This is a genomic window from Pseudomonas sp. GM48, from assembly GCF_000282335.1.
In the GTDB taxonomy this organism is placed as follows: Bacteria; Pseudomonadota; Gammaproteobacteria; order Pseudomonadales; family Pseudomonadaceae; genus Aquipseudomonas.
The window spans coordinates 1-16,992 of record NZ_AKJM01000155.1 but is presented as its reverse complement, the minus strand read 5'-3'; the positions used below and the strand labels follow the sequence as shown (position 1 = coordinate 16,992).

Genomic DNA, 16,992 nt, shown 5'->3' with positions numbered 1-16,992 from the left:
GCCGAACGCAGCCTCGCGGGCTCGGCAGCTGCTACAGATCGCATTACCGCTTAACTGATCGGCATTAGCCTCGCCTGCCCCCCCCTTTTATCGCCGTCCGACCAGAAACTCCGTTCGAGGGACTTGTGCTTCCGGTATTATGGTATACCATCAGACGCACAGACACCCAAAACCTCTACGGAGCAGCTCATGAGTTTCGAAATCCGCAAGATCGTCAGCTATGTCGAAGAAACCTTTATTGAAGGCGGCAAAGCCACCGATAAGCCCGTGACCATGGTCGGTCTGGCCGTGGTGATGAAAAACCCCTGGCTGGGCAACGGTTTTGTCGAAGACCTGAAACCACAGATCCGCGCCAACTGCTCCGACCTCGGTGCACTGATGGTTGAGCGCCTGGTGGGCATCATCGGCGGCGCCGAGAAGATCGAGGCCTACGGCAAGGCTGCCGTGGTCGGCGCCGATGGCGAAATCGAACACGCTTCTGCGGTGATCCACACCCTGCGCTTCGGCAACCACTACCGCGAAGCGGTCAAGGCCAAGAGCTACCTGAGCTTCACCAACAAGCGCGGCGGCCCGGGCACCTCGATCCAGATCCCGATGATGCACAAGGACGACGAAGGCCTGCGTTCGCACTACATCACCCTGGAAATGCAAATCGAAGACGCCCCGCGTGCCGACGAAATCGTCGTGGTCCTGGGCTGCGCCGACGGCGGCCGCCTGCACCCGCGCATCGGCAACCGCTACATCGACCTGGAAGAACTGGCCGCCGAAAAAGCCCAGTAACCGGCCAGCAAAACGACAACAAGAAGGCATTGCAGGAGCGCTCCATGATTCGGCTCACCGCTGAACTCACCCCGGCTGGCACCAGTTACCTGGCGACCGGCCAAGGCCAGCCCGTGGTCTTGATCCACGGCGTGGGCCTGAACAAAGAAATGTGGGGCGGCCAGATCGTCGGCCTGGCCACGAAGTACCGCGTCATCGCCTACGACATGCTCGGCCATGGCGCCAGCCCGCGCCCTTCGATTGGCACGCCGCTGCTCGGCTATGCCGACCAGTTGCTGGAGCTGCTCGACCATCTGCAATTGCCCAAGGCAACGGTCATCGGCTTTTCCATGGGCGGGTTGGTAGCGCGGGCGTTTGCCCTGCACTACTCGCAACGCCTGGAAGGCCTGGTGGTGCTCAACAGTGTGTTCAACCGCAGCGCTGAACAGCGCGCGGGGGTCATCGCCCGCACCAGTCAGGCCGCCGAACACGGGCCGGACGCCAATGCCGAAGCGGCGCTGTCGCGCTGGTTCAGCCGCGAATATCAGGCCGCGAACCCGGCACAGATCGCCGCGATTCGCCAGACCCTGGCCGGCAATGACCCTCAGGGTTACCTGACCACTTACGAACTGTTCGCCACCCAGGACATGTACCGCGCCGACGACCTGGCCAGCATCCAGGTGCCGACGCTGATCGCCACCGGCGAACTGGACCCCGGCTCGACCCCGGAAATGGCCAGGCAACTGGCCGAACGCATTCCCGGTGCGACCGTTGCCGTCCTCGCCGAGCAACGGCATATGATGCCCGTAGAATCGCCGCGCCTGGTCAACCAGCTGCTGCTGGAGTTTCTGCAGGCCGCGCACTCCAAACAAAACCAGATCAAGGGGATCGTTGCATGACACTCGCACGCTTCCAGATGTGCATCGGCGGTGAATGGGTCGATGCCCTGTCCGGCAAGACCTTTCAAAGTCTCAACCCGGCGCTGGCCGAACCTTGGGCCGAACTGCCCGATGCCGACGAAGCCGATGTCGAGCGCGCCGTGCAGGCTGCGCAGACCGCTTTCGACAGCCCGGCATGGCACGGTTTGACGGCCACTGCTCGCGGCAAACTGCTGCGTCGCCTGGGCGACCTGATCGCCGAAAACAAGGAACAGCTGGCGCAGCTGGAAAGTCGCGACAACGGCAAGCTGATCCGCGAAACCCGCGGTCAGGTTGGCTATCTGCCGGAGTTCTTCCACTACACTGCAGGCCTGGCGGACAAGCTTGAAGGCGGCACCCTGCCGCTGGACAAGCCGGACCTGTTTGCCTACACCGTGCACGAAGCCATGGGTGTGGTCGCCGCGATCATTCCGTGGAACAGCCCGCTGTACCTGACCGCGATCAAACTCGCTCCGGCCCTCGCCGCGGGCAACACCATCGTGATCAAGCCGTCGGAACACGCCTCGGCGACCATCCTTGAATTGGCGCGTCTGGCACTGGAAGCCGGGATTCCGCCGGGGGTGGTCAACGTCGTCACCGGTTACGGCCCGAGCACCGGCGCCGCCCTCACCCGCCATCCGCTGGTGCGCAAGATTGCCTTCACCGGCGGCGCGGCCACGGCGCGGCATGTGGTGCGCAGCAGCGCGGAGAACTTCGCCAAGCTGTCGCTGGAACTGGGCGGTAAATCGCCGAACATCATCTTCGCCGACGCCGACCTCGATAGCGCGATCAACGGCGCCATCGCCGGGATCTATGCCGCATCCGGGCAGAGCTGCGTCTCCGGTTCGCGCTTGCTGGTGCAGGACGAAATCTACGACGAGTTCGTCGCTCGCCTGGTGGAACGCGCCCGGCGCATCCGCATCGGCAACCCGCAGGACGACAGCAGCGAAATGGGCCCGATGGCCACTGCGCAACAACTGGCCGTGGTCGAAGGCCTGGTGGCCGATGCCATCGCCGAAGGTGCGCGTCTGCGCCTGGGCGGCAAGCGCCCAGAGAATCTGGGCGACGGCTGGTTCTACGAACCGACGCTGTTCGAGTGCGATCGCAACTCGATGAAGATCATGCAGGAAGAAGTCTTTGGCCCGGTGGCTTCGGTCATCCGTTTCAAGGACGAAGCCGAAGCCCTGGCGATCGCCAACGACTCGCAGTTCGGCCTCGCCGCCGGCATCTGGACCCGCGACCTGGGCCGTGCCCATCGCCTGGCCCGGGACGTACGTTCCGGAATCATCTGGGTCAACACCTACCGCGCCGTCTCGGCCATGGCGCCGATCGGCGGTTTCAAGAACAGCGGCTATGGACGCGAAAGCGGCATCGATTCGGTGCTGGCCTACACCGAGCTGAAAACGGTGTGGATCAACCTGTCCCAGGCACCGATGCCTGATCCATTCGTGATGCGCTAGGAGTCCTGGAAAATGATCGAACCCGGCATTTACAAAGACGTGATGAGCTCGTTCCCGTCCGGGGTCACGGTGGTCACCACCCTGGACCCGGACGGCGGCATCGTCGGCATCACCGCCAGCGCCTTCAGTGCGCTGTCGATCGACCCGGCACTGGTGCTGTTCTGCCCCAACTACGGCTCCGACACCTACCCGGTGCTGCGCGACAGCAAGCAGTTCGCGATTCATCTGCTGTCCGCCGACCAGACCGCCGAAGCCTATGCCTTCGCCGGTAAAGGCAAGGACAAGGCCAAAGGCATCGAATGGCACTTGAGCGAACGGGGCAACCCGATCCTGGCCAAGGCGACGGCGATCATCGAGTGCGAACTGTGGCGCGAATACGACGGCGGTGATCACGCGATCATCGTCGGCGCGGTGAAGAACCTGATCCTGCCCGAGCAACCGGTCACACCGATGATCTACCACAAAGGCAAGCTGGGCCCACTGCCCGCCCTGGCTTGATGGTTCAACACAATCCCCCTGTGGGAGCGGGCTTGATCGCGAAGGCGGAGTGTCAGTCGACATTAATATGACTGACCCACCGCTTTCGCGAGCAAGCCCGCTCCCACAGGTTCATCACTTTTTTCAGGAGCCGGCATGAGCCCAGCAGCCTCGTTACTGTTCCGCCAGCAGGCCTACATCAACGGCCAATGGCTGGACGCGCCGCAGGGCGCCTGTCAGGACATCTTCAACCCGGCCACCGGCGAGCGTATCGGCCAGGTGCCGAACCTCGGCGCCGAGCATGCGCGCCTGGCCATCGACGCCGCCAACAAGGCCTGGCCGGCCTGGCGCGCACTGACCGCCAAGGAGCGCAGTAATACGCTCAAGCGCTGGCATGCCTTGATGCTGGAAAACGCCGACGCCCTGGCCGAAATCCTCACCCTCGAACAAGGCAAGCCACTGGCTGAAGCCAGGGGTGAAATCCTCTACGCCGCGAGCTTCATCGAGTGGTTCGCCGAGGAAGCCAAGCGCATCTACGGCGACACCATTCCCAGCCACAAGGGCGATGCGCGCATCGTGGTCAGCAAGGAGCCGATTGGCGTCGTCGCGGCCATCACGCCATGGAACTTCCCGGCGGCGATGATCACCCGCAAGGCCGGTCCTGCGCTGGCGGCCGGTTGCCCGTGCATCGTCAAACCGGCCCCGGAAACGCCGTTCTCGGCACTGGCCATGGCCGCGCTGGCGGAACAGGCCGGCATTCCAGCGGGCATTTTCAACGTGATCACCGGCGATGCCATCGCCATCGGTGGCGAGCTGACCGGCAGCCCTCTGGTGCGCAAATTGTCGTTCACCGGCTCCACCGCCATCGGCAAGCTGCTGATGGCTCAATGTGCGCCGACGCTGAAAAAAGTCTCGCTGGAACTGGGCGGCAATGCGCCGTTCATTGTCTTCGACGATGCCGATCTGGAGCGCGCCGTCGACGGTGCGCTGATCGCCAAATTCCGTAACGCCGGACAGACCTGCGTTTGCGTCAATCGCTTCCTGGTGCAGGCCGGTATCCACGATGCCTTTGTCGCTCGACTGGCTGAACGGGTTTCGCAGCTCAAGGTCGGCAGCGGCTTCGACTCCGGGGTCACTCAGGGCCCGCTGATCAACGAGCGTGCCGTGGCCAAGGTCGAAGAGCACGTGCAAGACGCACTGGCCCACGGCGCACAGCTGCTGTGCGGTGGCGAACGCCATGCGCTGGGCAACGGTTTCTTCCAGCCCACCGTGCTCGCGGCTGTCACTACACAGATGAAAGTTGCCAGGGAAGAAACCTTCGGCCCGCTGGCAGCGGTGTTCCGCTTCGACACCGAGGCCCAGGCCGTCGAAATGGCCAACGACACCGAATTCGGCCTGGCCGCCTACTGCTACACCCGCGACCTGGGCCGCGCCTGGCGCATGAGCGAGGCGCTGGAGTACGGCATGGTCGGGATCAACGAAGGGCTGATTTCCACCGAAGTCGCGCCGTTTGGCGGCATCAAGTCCTCGGGGCTGGGCCGTGAAGGGTCGAAGTACGGCATCGAGGATTACCTGGAACTCAAATACACCTTGATGGGCGGCCTTTGAGCCCGCGGGAGCTACGCAAATGAACAACGAAAAATATGAAAAAGGCCTGAAGATCCGCACCCAGGTGCTGGGCGAAGCCTACGTCAATCGTTCCATCGAGAACGCCGACGATTTCACCCGGCCACTGCAGGAAATGGTCACCGAGTATTGCTGGGGTCATGTCTGGGGCCGTGAGGGTTTGTCGCTCAAGGAACGCAGCATGATCAACCTGGCGATGATCTCGGCCCTCAACCGGCCCCATGAACTCAAGCTGCATGTGCGCGGCGCCTTGCGTAACGGCCTGAGTCGTGAGCAAATACGCGAAATATTGCTTCAGGTCGGCATTTATTGCGGTGTCCCCGCTGCCGTAGACAGTTTCCGGCTCGCCCGTGAAGCCTTCGCCGAAGCCGATGCCGAGGCCTCCAGTTAACCCTTGGCTGTTTGATCCGACCGAGCACATGGATTCCCGTAATCGAAGTGCTCTTTTTGCATGGACAGCCACAATCAGAGCGGACCCCATGAAACGCCTGCCACTCGACGACAGCTTCAAGGTCAATCGCAACCCCGTCACCCTGCGCGAAATCGTGCTGGATAAACTGCGAAGCGCCATCATGAACTTCCAGCTCCTGCCGGGAGACCGTCTGGTCGAACGCGATCTGTGCGATCGCCTGGGCGTCAGCCGTACTTCGGTGCGCGAAGCCTTGCGTCACCTCGAATCCGAAGGCCTGGTGGAATTCGCCGATGCCAAGGGCCCGCGTGTCGCGATCATTACCCTGGCCGACGCCGTGGACATCTACGAGCTGCGCTGCGTGCTCGAAGGGCTGATCGTGCAACTGTTCACCCTGCGCGCCAAGGCCAAGGACATCAAAGCCCTGGAAAAAGCCCTCGAAGAAAACCGCAAGGCGCTCAAGGACGGCGAACTGCAACAGGTCATCGACTCGGTCCAGGGTTTCTACGACGTGCTGCTCGAAGGTTCGGGCAACCATGTCGCGGCCACTCAGTTGCGCCAATTGCAGGCGCGCATCAGCTACCTGCGTGCGACCTCCGTATCCCAGGAAAACCGTCGCGGTGCCAGTAACCAGGAAATGGAGCGCATGGTCGAGGCGATCAAGAGCGGTGATCCGCTGGCCGCTCACCAGGCTTGCGTCGACCACGTGCGCGCGGCCGCTGCCGTGGCGCTGGACTACCTCAAGCGCAAGCAGGAAGAAACCGGCGACATCCCGGCGATCACCCTGCCCATCGCGCTGAAAGAACCGCGCATAGGTCGCTGAAATGTTCAGCCCGAGCTTTTGCCCCAAGTGCGGCAGCAATGACCTCAGGTCACAGCTGCCGCCGGGCGATACGCACGAGCGCCTGATGTGCTGCGGCTGCGGCTACATCCATTACGTCAATCCGAAAATCATTGCCGGCTGCATCATCGAGCAGGACGGCAAGTACCTCTTGTGCCAGCGCGCGATTCCACCGCGCCCCGGCACCTGGACCCTGCCCGCAGGCTTCATGGAAAGCGGCGAGACCACCGAGCAGGCGGCCTTGCGTGAAGTTTGGGAAGAAAGTGGCGTGCGTGCGGAAATCCTCTCGCCCTACTCGATTTTCAGCGTTCCGCAAATCAGCGAGGTGTACATCATCTTCCGCGCCATCGCGCTGGAGATCACCGGCCAGTACGGCCCGGAAACCCTCGACTACAAATTCTTCGCGCCCGAGGACATCCCTTGGGACAGCATCTACTACCCGGCGATCCGGCAGATCCTCGAACGCTATATCGAGGAACGCCAGGCCGGTGTCTATGGCATCTACATGGGCAATGACGACAGCGGGAAAATCCATTTCATCCGCTGACAGTTCCCACTCCCCCTGTGGGAGCGAGCTTGCTCGCGATGGCGGTGTATCAACCAACATAAATGTCAACTGGCACTCCCTCATCGCGAGCAAGCTCGCTCCCACAGGGTTTACGGGTGTTGGTCAGAGCGGCGGCATACCCTCGACAATGATCACCTCAGCCTTCGCCACGCCTTCGCGGTGTCCCCTCGCCTCCTGATACAACGCCGAGTGATAGCACGCCAGCGCCTGCTCGTAGGAATCGAACTCGATCACCACGCTGCGTTGCGGTGTCGCTCGGCCCTCCAGTGCTTCGCTGCGCCCGCCGCGAGCCAGAAACCGTGCGCCATAGGCAGCGAATGCCTTCGGCGCCCGCTGGGTGTATTGGCTGTATTGATCGGGGTCGGTGACATCCACGTGAGCAATCCAGTACGCCTTCATAGTGACCTCTTGGTTAATTTTGTATTATGGTATACCACAATTCATTCCAGCCAACACACTGAGCGTCCACCATGGCCTTCAACAGCATCGAAGAAATCATCGAAGATTACCGCCTCGGCAAAATGGTCCTGCTGGTCGACGATGAAGACCGGGAAAACGAAGGCGACCTGTTGCTGGCCGCCGACTGCTGCACACCCGAGGCGATCAGTTTCATGGCCCGTGAAGCCCGCGGCCTGATCTGCCTGACCTTGACCGACGAACACTGCAAACGCCTGGGTCTGGAGCAGATGGTGCCGAGCAATGGCAGCGTGTTCAGCACCGCGTTTACCGTGTCCATCGAGGCGGCCGTCGGCGTGACCACCGGCATCTCCGCAGCGGATCGGGCACGCACCGTGGCCGCCGCCGTCGCCGCCCAAGCCGGCCCCGCCGACATTGTGCAACCTGGCCATATCTTCCCGCTGCGCGCCCGGGAAGGCGGCGTGCTGACCCGCGCCGGCCACACCGAAGCCGGCTGCGACCTGGCACGCCTGGCCGGCCATACACCCGCCTCGGTGATCGTCGAAGTGATGAACGACGACGGCACCATGGCCCGCCGCCCGGACCTGGAAGTGTTCGCACGCAGGCACGGGATCAAGATCGGCACCATCGCCGACCTGATTCACTATCGCCTGAGCACCGAACACACCATCGTGCGCATCGGTGAACGTGATCTGCCGACCGTGCACGGCACCTTCCGCCTGATCACCTTTGAGGATCGCATCGAAGGTGGTGTCCACATGGCCATGGTCATGGGCGATTTGCGTCGCGAGCAACCGACGCTGGTGCGCGTGCATGTGATCGATCCGTTGCGCGATCTGGTCGGCGCCGAATACAGCGGGCCAACCAACTGGACATTGTGGGCCGCCTTGCAGCGTGTCGCCGCCGAAGGCCACGGCGTGGTGGTGGTGCTGGCCAATCACGAATCCTCTCAGGCGTTGCTCGAACGCGTGCCGCAATTGACCCAGCCGCCCCGGCAGTTCAGCCGTTCGCAGTCACGGATTTATTCGGAAGTCGGCACCGGTGCGCAGATCCTGCAAAACCTCGGTGTCGGCAAATTGCGCCACCTCGGCCCGCCGTTGAAGTATGCGGGCTTGACCGGGTACGACCTGGAAGTGGTGGAGAGTATTCCATTCACCGAGTGATCCTCGGTTTAGCGCGATTCCCTGTGGGAGCGGGCTTGCTCGCGAATGCGGTGTATCAGACAACATAAGTGTCGACTGACACTCCCTCTTCGCGAGCAAGCCCGCTCCCACAGGGGAATGCGTCGTCACTGAAAAACCACTTTTGGCTGATAGCCGGTACGGCAAAATGCTTGCACAAAGCTTGGAATACCATAATATGATATTCCATAGACCGGACAGTCGAAGCTGACTCGACGGACCTACTGCTCCCGATAGGCGGGCATTCGAAAGCCCCGCTCATAAACACAACAATGAGGGCGTAAAAATGGTGTTGAACAAACGTGCGACCGCGGTTCTTTTTGCAGGACTGCTGAGCGTGACCAGCCAAGCGTTGATGGCGGCTGAAAGCGTCAACTTCGTGAGTTGGGGCGGCAGCACCCAGGATGCGCAAAAGCAGGCCTGGGCCGATCCGTTCAGCAAGGCCAGCGGCATCACCGTTGTGCAGGATGGCCCGACCGACTACGGCAAACTCAAGGCCATGGTCGAAAGCGGCAACGTGCAGTGGGACGTGGTCGACGTCGAAGCCGACTTCGCCTTGCGCGCCGCCTCCGAAGGCTTGCTTGAACCCCTCGACTTCAAAGTCATTGAACGCGACAAGATCGACCCGCGCTTCGTCTCCGACCACGGTGTCGGCTCGTTCTTCTTCTCCTTCGTCCTCGGCTACAACGAAGGCAAGCTTGGCGCCAGCAAGCCTCAGGACTGGTCCGCGCTGTTCGACACCAAGACCTACCCCGGCAAACGCGCCCTCTACAAATGGCCGAGCCCAGGCGTGCTCGAATTGGCCCTGCTGGCCGATGGCGTGGCGACCGACAAGCTCTATCCGCTGGACCTGGACCGCGCGTTCAAAAAACTCGACACCATCAAGAAGGACATCGTCTGGTGGGGCGGCGGCGCGCAGTCGCAGCAACTGCTGGCCTCCGGTGAAGCGAGCATGGGCCAGTTCTGGAACGGCCGGATTCATGCCCTGCAAGAAGACGGCGCCCCGGTTGGCGTAAGCTGGAAACAGAACCTGGTCATGGCCGACATCCTGGTCATTCCAAAGGGTTCGAAAAACAAGGACGCGGCGATGAAGTTCCTGGCCAACGCCAGCAGTGCCAAGGGCCAGGCCGACTTCTCCAACCTGACCGCCTATGCCCCGGTCAACGTCGACAGCGTGGCGCGCCTGGATTCGGTACTGGCCCCGAACCTGCCGACGGCCTACGCCAAGGATCAGATCACTCTTGATTTCGCATACTGGGCCAAGAACGGTCCGGCCATTGCGACACGGTGGAACGAATGGCTGGTCAAATGAAAATGACGGTAACCGCGTCTCGTCCGTCCACGGCCTCCGGGAGCGCCACCGGCGCTGCCGGTTCGGCAGTCGGCCAGAGCGTTGCGAAGCAACCCTCACCGACGCTGAAGCAGCGTTGGCGTGGCGCCAGTAACCTGGTCCCCGCCCTGCTGTTCCTCGGTCTGTTCTTTCTGGCGCCGTTGATTGGCCTGCTGCTGCGCGGCGTGCTGGAACCGGTGCCGGGGCTGGGCAACTACGAGCAACTGTTCGCCAACTCGGCGTATGCGCGGGTGTTGCTCAACACCTTTTCGGTGGCCGGGCTAGTCACACTGTTCAGCCTGCTGCTGGGCTTCCCGCTGGCCTGGGCAATCACTCTGGTGCCGCGCGGCTGGGGCCGCTGGATCCTCAACATCGTGCTGCTGTCGATGTGGACCAGCCTGCTCGCCCGCACCTACTCCTGGCTGGTATTGCTGCAAGCCTCCGGGGTGATCAACAAGGCGCTGATGGCGCTGGGCATCATCGATCAACCGCTGGAGATGGTGCACAACCTCACCGGCGTGGTGATCGGCATGAGCTACATCATGATCCCGTTCATCGTGTTGCCGTTGCAGGCGACCATGCAGGCCATCGACCCGATGATTTTGCAGGCAGGCTCGATCTGCGGCGCCAGCCCCTGGACCAACTTCTTCCGGGTGTTCCTGCCGCTGTGCCGGCCGGGGCTGTTCTCCGGCGGGCTGATGGTGTTCGTGATGTCCCTCGGTTACTACGTGACCCCGGCGCTGCTGGGCGGTGCGCAGAACATGATGCTCCCCGAGTTCATCATTCAGCAGGTGCAGTCGTTCCTCAACTGGGGCCTGGCCAGCGCCGGCGCCGCGTTGCTGATCGTGATCACGCTGGTGCTGTTCTACTTCTACCTGAAGCTTCAGCCGGAATCCCCGGTTGGCGCCAGCAACGCGAGGTAAACCGTCATGCTCCTGACCCCCAATGCCATGAGCCGGCGCATGCGCTTCGGCCTGTATGCCACCACCGGGCTGATCGGTCTGTTCCTGCTGCTGCCGATCGTGTTCATCGTGCTGCTGTCGTTCGGCTCGTCGCAATGGCTGGTGTTCCCGCCACCGGGCTGGACGCTGAAATGGTACGGCCAGTTCTTCTCCAACGCCGACTGGATGAACGCGGCGATGGCCAGCCTCAAGGTTGCGGTGCTGACGACGTTCTTCGCCGTCGCGCTGGGCCTGCCGACCGCGTTCGCCCTGGTGCGCGGCCGCTTCCCCGGCCGGGAAATGCTCTACGGCCTGTTCACCCTGCCGATGATCGTGCCGCTGGTGATCATCGCCGTGGCGGTATACGCGCTGTTCCTGAAACTGGGCTACACCGGGACCATGTTCGCGTTCGTGGTTAGCCATGTGATCGTGGCGTTGCCGTTCACCATCATCTCGATCATCAACTCGCTGAAGCTGTTCGATCAGTCAATCGAGGATGCGGCGGTGATCTGCGGCGCCTCGCGCCTGCAAGCGGTGTTCAAGGTGACCTTCCCGGCGATCCGCCCGGGCATGGTCGCCGGCGCCCTCTTCGCCTTCCTCGTCTCGTGGGATGAAGTGGTGCTGAGCGTGATGATGGCCAGCCCGACCCTGCAAACCCTTCCCGTGAAAATGTGGACCACCTTGCGCCAGGACCTGACGCCCGTGATCGCCGTCGCCTCGACGCTGCTGATCGGCCTCTCGGTATTGGTCATGGTGATCGCCGCCGCTCTGCGCCGGCGCAATGAAATCAGCGCTTGAGCGCCAGGAGTACGACATGAGTGCAGTGATCAAAGATTCCGCGCAGCAAAATGACAAACCCCTGGTCAGCCTGCGTAACCTGAACAGACACTATGGCGATTTTGCCGCCGTGGACAACATCTCGCTGGACATCAAGGACGGTGAATTCCTCACCTTCCTCGGCTCCAGCGGCTCCGGCAAAAGCACCACGCTGTCGATGCTCGCCGGCTTCGAAACCCCGAGCAGCGGCGAGATCCTGGTCAATGGCCAGTCGCTGATCAACGTGCCGCCGCACAAACGTGACATCGGCATGGTGTTCCAGCGCTACTCGCTGTTCCCGCACCTGTCCGTGCGCGACAACATCGCCTTCCCGCTGGCCATCCGCAAACTGGCTGCCGCCGAGCGCGAACGCCGGGTCGATGCGATGCTCAAGCTGGTGCAACTTGAACAATTTGCTCATCGCCGCCCTTCGCAACTGTCCGGTGGCCAGCAGCAACGGGTCGCCATCGCCCGGGCGCTGGTCTATGAGCCACGCATCCTGCTGATGGACGAACCACTGGGCGCGCTGGACAAGAAACTGCGCGAAGACTTGCAGGATGAACTGCGCCAGCTGCATCGGCGCCTGGGCATCACCATCGTCTACGTGACCCACGATCAGGAAGAAGCCATGCGCCTGTCCCAGCGCATCGCGATTTTCAGCCACGGCAAGATCGTCGGCCTCGGCAGCGGCTATGACCTGTACCAGAATCCGCCGAACGCCTTCGTCGCCTCGTTCCTCGGCAACTCGAACTTCCTCAAGCTCAAGGCTCAGGGTAATGCGGTGGCGACCTTCGAAGGGCAGCCGCTGTCGATCCGCCTCACAGCCGGCCTGCTTACCGATCAGGACGTGCTGCTAATGGTGCGTCCGGAAAAAGCCCTGGCCCTGAGTAACGAACAAGCCGTTGCCGAGCCGCTGGCCGCCGGCTGGAACGAAGTGGCGGCCAAGGTCGTGGAAGTGTTGTTTCTCGGTGAAAGCCAGACCTGCAGCGTGGTCACTTCAGGTGGCACCTCGATGACGGTCAAGGCGCTTTCCGCCGCCGGCATGCCGCTCAAGGCGGGCGACCCGGTGCGCGTGCGCTGGGCCACGGCCGATGCCTGCGTCTACACCGAATGGGCCGAAAGCGACCTGAACAAGGCCGCCGGCGCGCATTGATCCCATGGCCCACAACGGTGGGCCGCTGCTAAAGTGTCACCCTCGGGCCACCACAACGTCGGGTTGTGGTGGCCTTTTTTCTGTCGCCTGTAAGATAAATTGGACAACGGATTCCTAAAATCCCGGTTTAATGCTAAATAGTGCTCAGTATTTTTAACACCCGACCCTGTCGTGCCACACAGTGCAACGAGAATAACGATATGAAAGTCCATTTCGAGAAAAGTGAAGTGTTTGGGACCCTCCACCTGCAAGCGGCGGTGGCAGCATGATCGAAGTCACCGAAGTTTCCATTGCCGAGCTGCGTGCGGCGCTCGAATCCGGCCAGACCACCTCGGTTGAATTGGTCCAGGCCTATTTCGCCCGCATTGACGCCTATGACGGCCCGCAAACACCTACTGCCCTCAACGCAATGGTGGTTCGCAATCCTGAAGCGCTCGCCGAGGCCCAGGCGTCTGACGCCCGCCGCGCCAAAGGCCAGACGCTGGGTCCGCTGGATGGCATCCCTTACACCGCCAAAGACAGCTATCTGGTCAAGGGGTTGACCGCTGCCTCCGGAAGTCCTGCCTTCAAAGACCTGGTCGCCTATCGCGATGCGTTCACCATCGAGCGCCTGCGCGCCGCCGGGGCGATCTGCCTGGGCAAGACCAACATGCCGCCGATGGCCAACGGCGGGATGCAGCGTGGCGTCTATGGCCGCGCCGAGAGTCCGTACAACGCTGACTACCTCACCGCCCCTTTCGCCTCCGGCTCGTCGAACGGTGCCGGCACGGCCACTGCGGCCAGTTTCGCGGCCTTTGGCCTGGCGGAAGAAACCTGGTCGAGCGGCCGCGGCCCGGCTTCGAACAACGGTTTGTGCGCCTACACCCCTTCGCGCGGGGTGATCTCGGTACGCGGCAACTGGCCGCTGACCCCGACCATGGACGTGGTCGTGCCGTTTGCCCGGACCATGGCCGACCTGCTCGAAGTGCTCGACGTGGTGGTGGCCGATGACGCGGATACCCGCGGTGACCTGTGGCGCTTGCAGCCTTGGGTGCCCATTCCGAAATCGTCCGAGGTACGCCCGCAATCCTATGCCGCGCTGGCGGCGAACAGCGAAGCGCTCAAAGGCAAGAAGTTCGGCATTCCGCGCATGTACATCAATGCCGACCCTGAAGCCGGCACGTCCGAAGCGCCGGGCATCGGCGGGCCAACCGGGCAGCGCATCATTACCCGTCCGTCGGTGATCGGTCTCTGGGAACAGGCGCGCAAGGCCCTCGAAGCCGCTGGCGCCGAAGTGCTCGAAGTGGACTTCCCGCTGGTCTCCAATTGCGAGGGCGATCGTCCTGGCGCGCCGACCGTGTTCAATCGCGGCATCGTCTCCAAGGAATTCCTGCACCACGAATTGTGGGACCTGACGGCCTGGGCGTTCGATGACTTCCTGCAGGCCAACGGCGATCCGAAATTGAATCGCCTGGTCGATGTCGACGGCCCGCTGATCTTCCCTCACGACCCGGGCACCCTGCCCAACCGCGAGGGCGACCTGGTCGCCGGCATGGACGAATACGTGCGCATGGCCGAGCGCGGCATCACGCCGTGGGACCAGATCAGCACAGTACCCGACGGCCTGCGCGGGCTTGAGAAGACCCGCAAGATCGATCTGGAAGACTGGATGGATCGCCTGGGACTCGACGCGGTGCTGTTCCCGACGGTCGCCGATGTAGCGCCTGCGAATGCCGATGTCGATCCGCATTCGGCGGATATCGCCTGGAGCAACGGTATATGGGTCGCCAACGGCAACCTCGCCATCCGTCACCTCGGCGTGCCAACGGTCACCGTGCCAATGGGCGTGATGCCGGACATCGGCATGCCGGTCGGCCTGACGTTTGCCGGGCGCGCCTATGACGACTCGTCGCTGCTGCACCTGGCGTCGGCGTTCGAATCGACCGGCAACCAGCGCATGATCCCGCCGCGCACCCCGCCATTGGCGGCTGACAAGCAGTAATGTAGGAGCTGGCTTGCCAGCGATGGTCGTCAACGATAACGCGTTTGAGCTGGATAAACGCGGGGCACTTGACTCCATCGCCAGCAAGCTGGCTCCTACAGTTTCCCCGGATTTTCAGGGATCGACCTGAGCCATCAGTTCCGGAATCGATTCCGGCCGATTGGCAAAACGCTGCGCCAGCACCGCACAGACCATCAGTTGAATCTGGTGGAACAGCATCAACGGCAGGATCAACACGCCAATGGTGCTACCGGCAAACAACACCTGCGCCATCGGCACACCAGTCGCCAGGCTTTTCTTCGAACCGCAGAAAAGAATGGTGATGCGATCTTCCTGATTGAAGCCGAACGCCTTGCCCAGTACGGTCGAGGCCGCCAACACCAGCGCCAGGACCACGCAGCACGCCACCACCAGCCCAACCAGATCCAGCAGCGGAATCTGGTGCCAGAGGCCCTCGATCACTGCCTCGCTGAACGCGCCGTAGACCACCAGCAGAATCGAGCCCTGATCGACGAATTTCAACCAGCTCTTGTTGCGCGCCACCCAGTTGCCGATCCAGCGTCGCGCGATTTGCCCGGCAATGAACGGCAGCAGCAATTGCACGCTGATCTTGAGGATGGCATCGAGGGTCGAGGCGCCTTCGCCGTGGACATTCAGCAGCAGGGTCACCAGCAACGGCGTGAGAAAAATCCCGAACAGGCTGGACGCCGCCGCGCTGCAGATCGCCGCCGGGATGTTGCCCCGCGCCAGCGAAGTAAAGGCAATCGCCGACTGCACCGTAGCGGGCAGTGCACACAGGTAAAGCATGCCCATGTACAGGTCATTGCCAATCAGCGGCGACAGCAGCGGCTTGAGCGCCAGGCCGAGCAACGGAAACAGCACGAACGTCAGGCTGAACACCAGCAAATGCAGGCGCCAGTGCCCGGCGCCGGCAATGATCGATTCGCGAGACAGCTTGGCGCCATGCAGGAAAAACAGCAGCGCAATGGCGATGTTCGTCAGCCAGCCGAAACCGACCGCGACCTGGCCGCTGGCGGGCAGCAGGCTGGCGAGCGTCACCACGCCGATCAGGGTCAGGGTGAAGTTGTCGGGTAACAAACGGGGGCGAGTCATGGGTTTGATCATCCGGGGGTTGCCAGTACGTGAAAGCGACTCTAACGTGACTGGGAATTACCGACTAACGCCGATGAGCCCACCGATGCCGCCTAAAGGACATGACAAAAGTATCCGGCGCAGTATTCCCGGGCTGTCCAGCCTGCCACGGCCGCTCTACGGCCGTACCGAATCGCTGCCCAATCGCGCCCTGACCCGGCGCCACAGCCACCCGTGGGTGCAGCTTTCCTATGCGATTCAGGGCGTGCTCGAAATTCAGACCGGCGTCGGACGTTTCGTCGCCCCGCCGGAGCGTGCCGTGTGGATTCCGGCGGGCATGCCGCACCGGGTGTTCAGTTCGCCGCGCACGGAAATGCGCAGCCTGTACATCGATTGCAGCGTCTCGACATGGGCGCCGCCGGGCTGTCATGTGTTGGGGGTCAGCGATCTGTTGCGCGAGTTGATCCGTGCCTTCAGTCAGATTCCAGTGGAATACGATCAGAGCGGCCCGCACGGCCGGTTGGCCCAGGTGATTCTCGATCAGTTGGCTGAGGCGCCACAGATCGACCTGATGCTGCCCCTGCCCCAGGACAGCCGGTTGCGGCAAATCGCTCAGAGCCTGGAGTCGCACCCCGAGCAACAAACCACGCTCAGTCACTGGAGCGACAAATTCGGCGTCACCGAGAAAACCCTCAGTCGCCTGTTCCTGCGCGACACCGGCCTGACCTTTCGCGCCTGGCGTCAGCGTTTGCGCCTGCTCGGCGCCCTGACACCCCTGGAACAGGGCCAGCGAGTGACCGACGTCGCGTTGGCCTGTGGCTACGACTCGACATCGGCGTTTATCGCCGCGTTTCGTCAGCAATTCGGCGAAACGCCCGGAGAATTCTTCCGCTGAGCCCTGCACCGTACAACCTGTGGGAGCGGGCTTGCTCGCGAAAGCGGTGGATCAGTCGACACCTGCATTGACTGACACTCCGCCTTCGCGAGCAAGCTCGCTCCCACACTGGATGTTCGTCATCCGCAG

The 16,992-nt window shown here is 62.5% G+C and carries 17 protein-coding genes; 15 read left to right on the top strand and 2 right to left on the bottom strand.

Annotated features, from left to right (window positions below; genetic code table 11):
* Positions 1 to 189 precede the first annotated feature (189 nt).
* The 8 genes from PMI28_RS02640 (at position 190) to PMI28_RS02675 (ending at position 7,036) form a co-directional block, all read left to right on the top strand.
* Positions 190 to 780, top strand: a complete 591-nt coding sequence (locus PMI28_RS02640) for an amino acid synthesis family protein (RefSeq protein ID WP_007978708.1) — start codon at positions 190 to 192, stop codon at positions 778 to 780.
* 44 nt (positions 781 to 824) lie between these two features.
* A complete protein-coding gene (locus PMI28_RS02645) occupies positions 825 to 1,658 on the top strand; it encodes an alpha/beta fold hydrolase (protein ID WP_007991927.1) in 834 nt (277 codons plus the stop codon).
* Entirely contained in the window at positions 1,655 to 3,136 is a 1,482-nt protein-coding gene (locus tag PMI28_RS02650; protein WP_007991925.1) for an aldehyde dehydrogenase, read from the top strand. The genes PMI28_RS02645 and PMI28_RS02650 overlap by 4 nt, the downstream gene beginning before the upstream one ends.
* A gap of 12 nt (positions 3,137 to 3,148) precedes the next feature.
* A complete protein-coding gene (locus PMI28_RS02655) occupies positions 3,149 to 3,634 on the top strand; it encodes a flavin reductase family protein (protein WP_007991923.1) in 486 nt (161 codons plus the stop codon).
* A gap of 135 nt (positions 3,635 to 3,769) precedes the next feature.
* Entirely contained in the window at positions 3,770 to 5,221 is a 1,452-nt protein-coding gene (locus PMI28_RS02660; protein ID WP_007991921.1) for an NAD-dependent succinate-semialdehyde dehydrogenase, read from the top strand.
* 19 nt (positions 5,222 to 5,240) lie between these two features.
* A complete protein-coding gene (locus PMI28_RS02665; protein WP_007991919.1) occupies positions 5,241 to 5,630 on the top strand; it encodes a carboxymuconolactone decarboxylase family protein in 390 nt (129 codons plus the stop codon).
* Between the two features lie 88 nt (positions 5,631 to 5,718).
* A complete protein-coding gene (locus PMI28_RS02670) occupies positions 5,719 to 6,471 on the top strand; it encodes a GntR family transcriptional regulator (RefSeq protein WP_007991917.1) in 753 nt (250 codons plus the stop codon).
* A 1-nt stretch (position 6,472) separates the two neighbouring features.
* Positions 6,473 to 7,036, top strand: coding sequence for an NUDIX hydrolase (locus tag PMI28_RS02675; protein ID WP_007991914.1), 564 nt, complete (start codon positions 6,473 to 6,475; stop codon positions 7,034 to 7,036).
* A gap of 123 nt (positions 7,037 to 7,159) precedes the next feature.
* On the opposite strand, the gene PMI28_RS02680 is transcribed toward PMI28_RS02675, so the two are convergent.
* Positions 7,160 to 7,456 (bottom strand): DUF1330 domain-containing protein, encoded by a 297-nt coding sequence (locus PMI28_RS02680; protein ID WP_007991910.1) that lies wholly within the window; start codon positions 7,454 to 7,456, stop codon positions 7,160 to 7,162.
* Between the two features lie 71 nt (positions 7,457 to 7,527).
* Here PMI28_RS02680 and ribBA point away from each other — a divergent pair, with 71 nt between their 5' ends.
* The 6 genes from ribBA to PMI28_RS02710 all read left to right on the top strand — a co-directional run bounded on the left by ribBA (position 7,528) and on the right by PMI28_RS02710 (position 14,876).
* Entirely contained in the window at positions 7,528 to 8,637 is a 1,110-nt protein-coding gene (gene ribBA / locus PMI28_RS02685; RefSeq protein WP_007991907.1) for a bifunctional 3,4-dihydroxy-2-butanone-4-phosphate synthase/GTP cyclohydrolase II, read from the top strand.
* Between the two features lie 304 nt (positions 8,638 to 8,941).
* Positions 8,942 to 9,967: an ABC transporter substrate-binding protein gene (locus tag PMI28_RS02690; protein ID WP_007991905.1), complete on the top strand. Its 1,026-nt coding sequence runs from the start codon at positions 8,942 to 8,944 to the stop codon at positions 9,965 to 9,967.
* Positions 9,964 to 10,908, top strand: coding sequence for an ABC transporter permease (locus PMI28_RS02695; RefSeq protein WP_007991903.1), 945 nt, complete (start codon positions 9,964 to 9,966; stop codon positions 10,906 to 10,908). Before PMI28_RS02690 ends, PMI28_RS02695 begins: the two co-directional genes overlap by 4 nt.
* A 6-nt stretch (positions 10,909 to 10,914) precedes the next feature.
* Positions 10,915 to 11,724 (top strand): ABC transporter permease, encoded by an 810-nt coding sequence (locus PMI28_RS02700; protein WP_007976227.1) that lies wholly within the window; start codon positions 10,915 to 10,917, stop codon positions 11,722 to 11,724.
* Between the two features lie 16 nt (positions 11,725 to 11,740).
* Positions 11,741 to 12,895 carry an ABC transporter ATP-binding protein gene (locus PMI28_RS02705; protein ID WP_007991901.1) on the top strand — a complete coding sequence of 385 codons (1,155 nt, stop codon included), beginning with the start codon at positions 11,741 to 11,743 and terminating at the stop codon, positions 12,893 to 12,895.
* A gap of 265 nt (positions 12,896 to 13,160) precedes the next feature.
* Positions 13,161 to 14,876 (top strand): amidase, encoded by a 1,716-nt coding sequence (locus PMI28_RS02710; protein ID WP_007991900.1) that lies wholly within the window; start codon positions 13,161 to 13,163, stop codon positions 14,874 to 14,876.
* A gap of 114 nt (positions 14,877 to 14,990) precedes the next feature.
* Here PMI28_RS02710 and PMI28_RS02715 read toward each other — a convergent pair whose 3' ends face one another.
* Positions 14,991 to 15,989: a bile acid:sodium symporter family protein gene (locus PMI28_RS02715; RefSeq protein WP_007991899.1), complete on the bottom strand. Its 999-nt coding sequence runs from the start codon at positions 15,987 to 15,989 to the stop codon at positions 14,991 to 14,993.
* 85 nt (positions 15,990 to 16,074) lie between these two features.
* On the opposite strand from PMI28_RS02715, the gene PMI28_RS02720 reads away from it, so the two are divergent.
* Positions 16,075 to 16,863, top strand: a complete 789-nt coding sequence (locus tag PMI28_RS02720) for an AraC family transcriptional regulator (protein ID WP_007991898.1) — start codon at positions 16,075 to 16,077, stop codon at positions 16,861 to 16,863.
* Positions 16,864 to 16,992: the final 129 nt, after the last annotated feature.

Excerpts from the sequence above, each read along its gene's own strand:
- PMI28_RS02645 (WP_007991927.1), top strand. The coding sequence starts at position 825 with ATGATTCGGCTCACCGCTGAACTCACCCCGGCTGGCACCAGTTACCTG.
- PMI28_RS02640 (WP_007978708.1), top strand. The coding sequence starts at position 190 with ATGAGTTTCGAAATCCGCAAGATCGTCAGCTATGTCGAAGAAACCTTT.
- PMI28_RS02695 (WP_007991903.1), top strand. The coding sequence starts at position 9,964 with ATGAAAATGACGGTAACCGCGTCTCGTCCGTCCACGGCCTCCGGGAGC.
- PMI28_RS02720 (WP_007991898.1), top strand. The coding sequence starts at position 16,075 with ATGCCGCCTAAAGGACATGACAAAAGTATCCGGCGCAGTATTCCCGGG.
- PMI28_RS02660 (WP_007991921.1), top strand. The coding sequence starts at position 3,770 with ATGAGCCCAGCAGCCTCGTTACTGTTCCGCCAGCAGGCCTACATCAAC.
- PMI28_RS02710 (WP_007991900.1), top strand. The coding sequence starts at position 13,161 with ATGATCGAAGTCACCGAAGTTTCCATTGCCGAGCTGCGTGCGGCGCTC.
- PMI28_RS02670 (WP_007991917.1), top strand. The coding sequence starts at position 5,719 with ATGAAACGCCTGCCACTCGACGACAGCTTCAAGGTCAATCGCAACCCC.
- PMI28_RS02665 (WP_007991919.1), top strand. The coding sequence starts at position 5,241 with ATGAACAACGAAAAATATGAAAAAGGCCTGAAGATCCGCACCCAGGTG.
- PMI28_RS02715 (WP_007991899.1), bottom strand. The coding sequence starts at position 15,989 with ATGACTCGCCCCCGTTTGTTACCCGACAACTTCACCCTGACCCTGATC.
- PMI28_RS02655 (WP_007991923.1), top strand. The coding sequence starts at position 3,149 with ATGATCGAACCCGGCATTTACAAAGACGTGATGAGCTCGTTCCCGTCC.
- PMI28_RS02650 (WP_007991925.1), top strand. The coding sequence starts at position 1,655 with ATGACACTCGCACGCTTCCAGATGTGCATCGGCGGTGAATGGGTCGAT.
- ribBA (WP_007991907.1), top strand. The coding sequence starts at position 7,528 with ATGGCCTTCAACAGCATCGAAGAAATCATCGAAGATTACCGCCTCGGC.
- PMI28_RS02700 (WP_007976227.1), top strand. The coding sequence starts at position 10,915 with ATGCTCCTGACCCCCAATGCCATGAGCCGGCGCATGCGCTTCGGCCTG.
- PMI28_RS02675 (WP_007991914.1), top strand. The coding sequence starts at position 6,473 with ATGTTCAGCCCGAGCTTTTGCCCCAAGTGCGGCAGCAATGACCTCAGG.
- PMI28_RS02705 (WP_007991901.1), top strand. The coding sequence starts at position 11,741 with ATGAGTGCAGTGATCAAAGATTCCGCGCAGCAAAATGACAAACCCCTG.
- PMI28_RS02690 (WP_007991905.1), top strand. The coding sequence starts at position 8,942 with ATGGTGTTGAACAAACGTGCGACCGCGGTTCTTTTTGCAGGACTGCTG.
- PMI28_RS02680 (WP_007991910.1), bottom strand. The coding sequence starts at position 7,456 with ATGAAGGCGTACTGGATTGCTCACGTGGATGTCACCGACCCCGATCAA.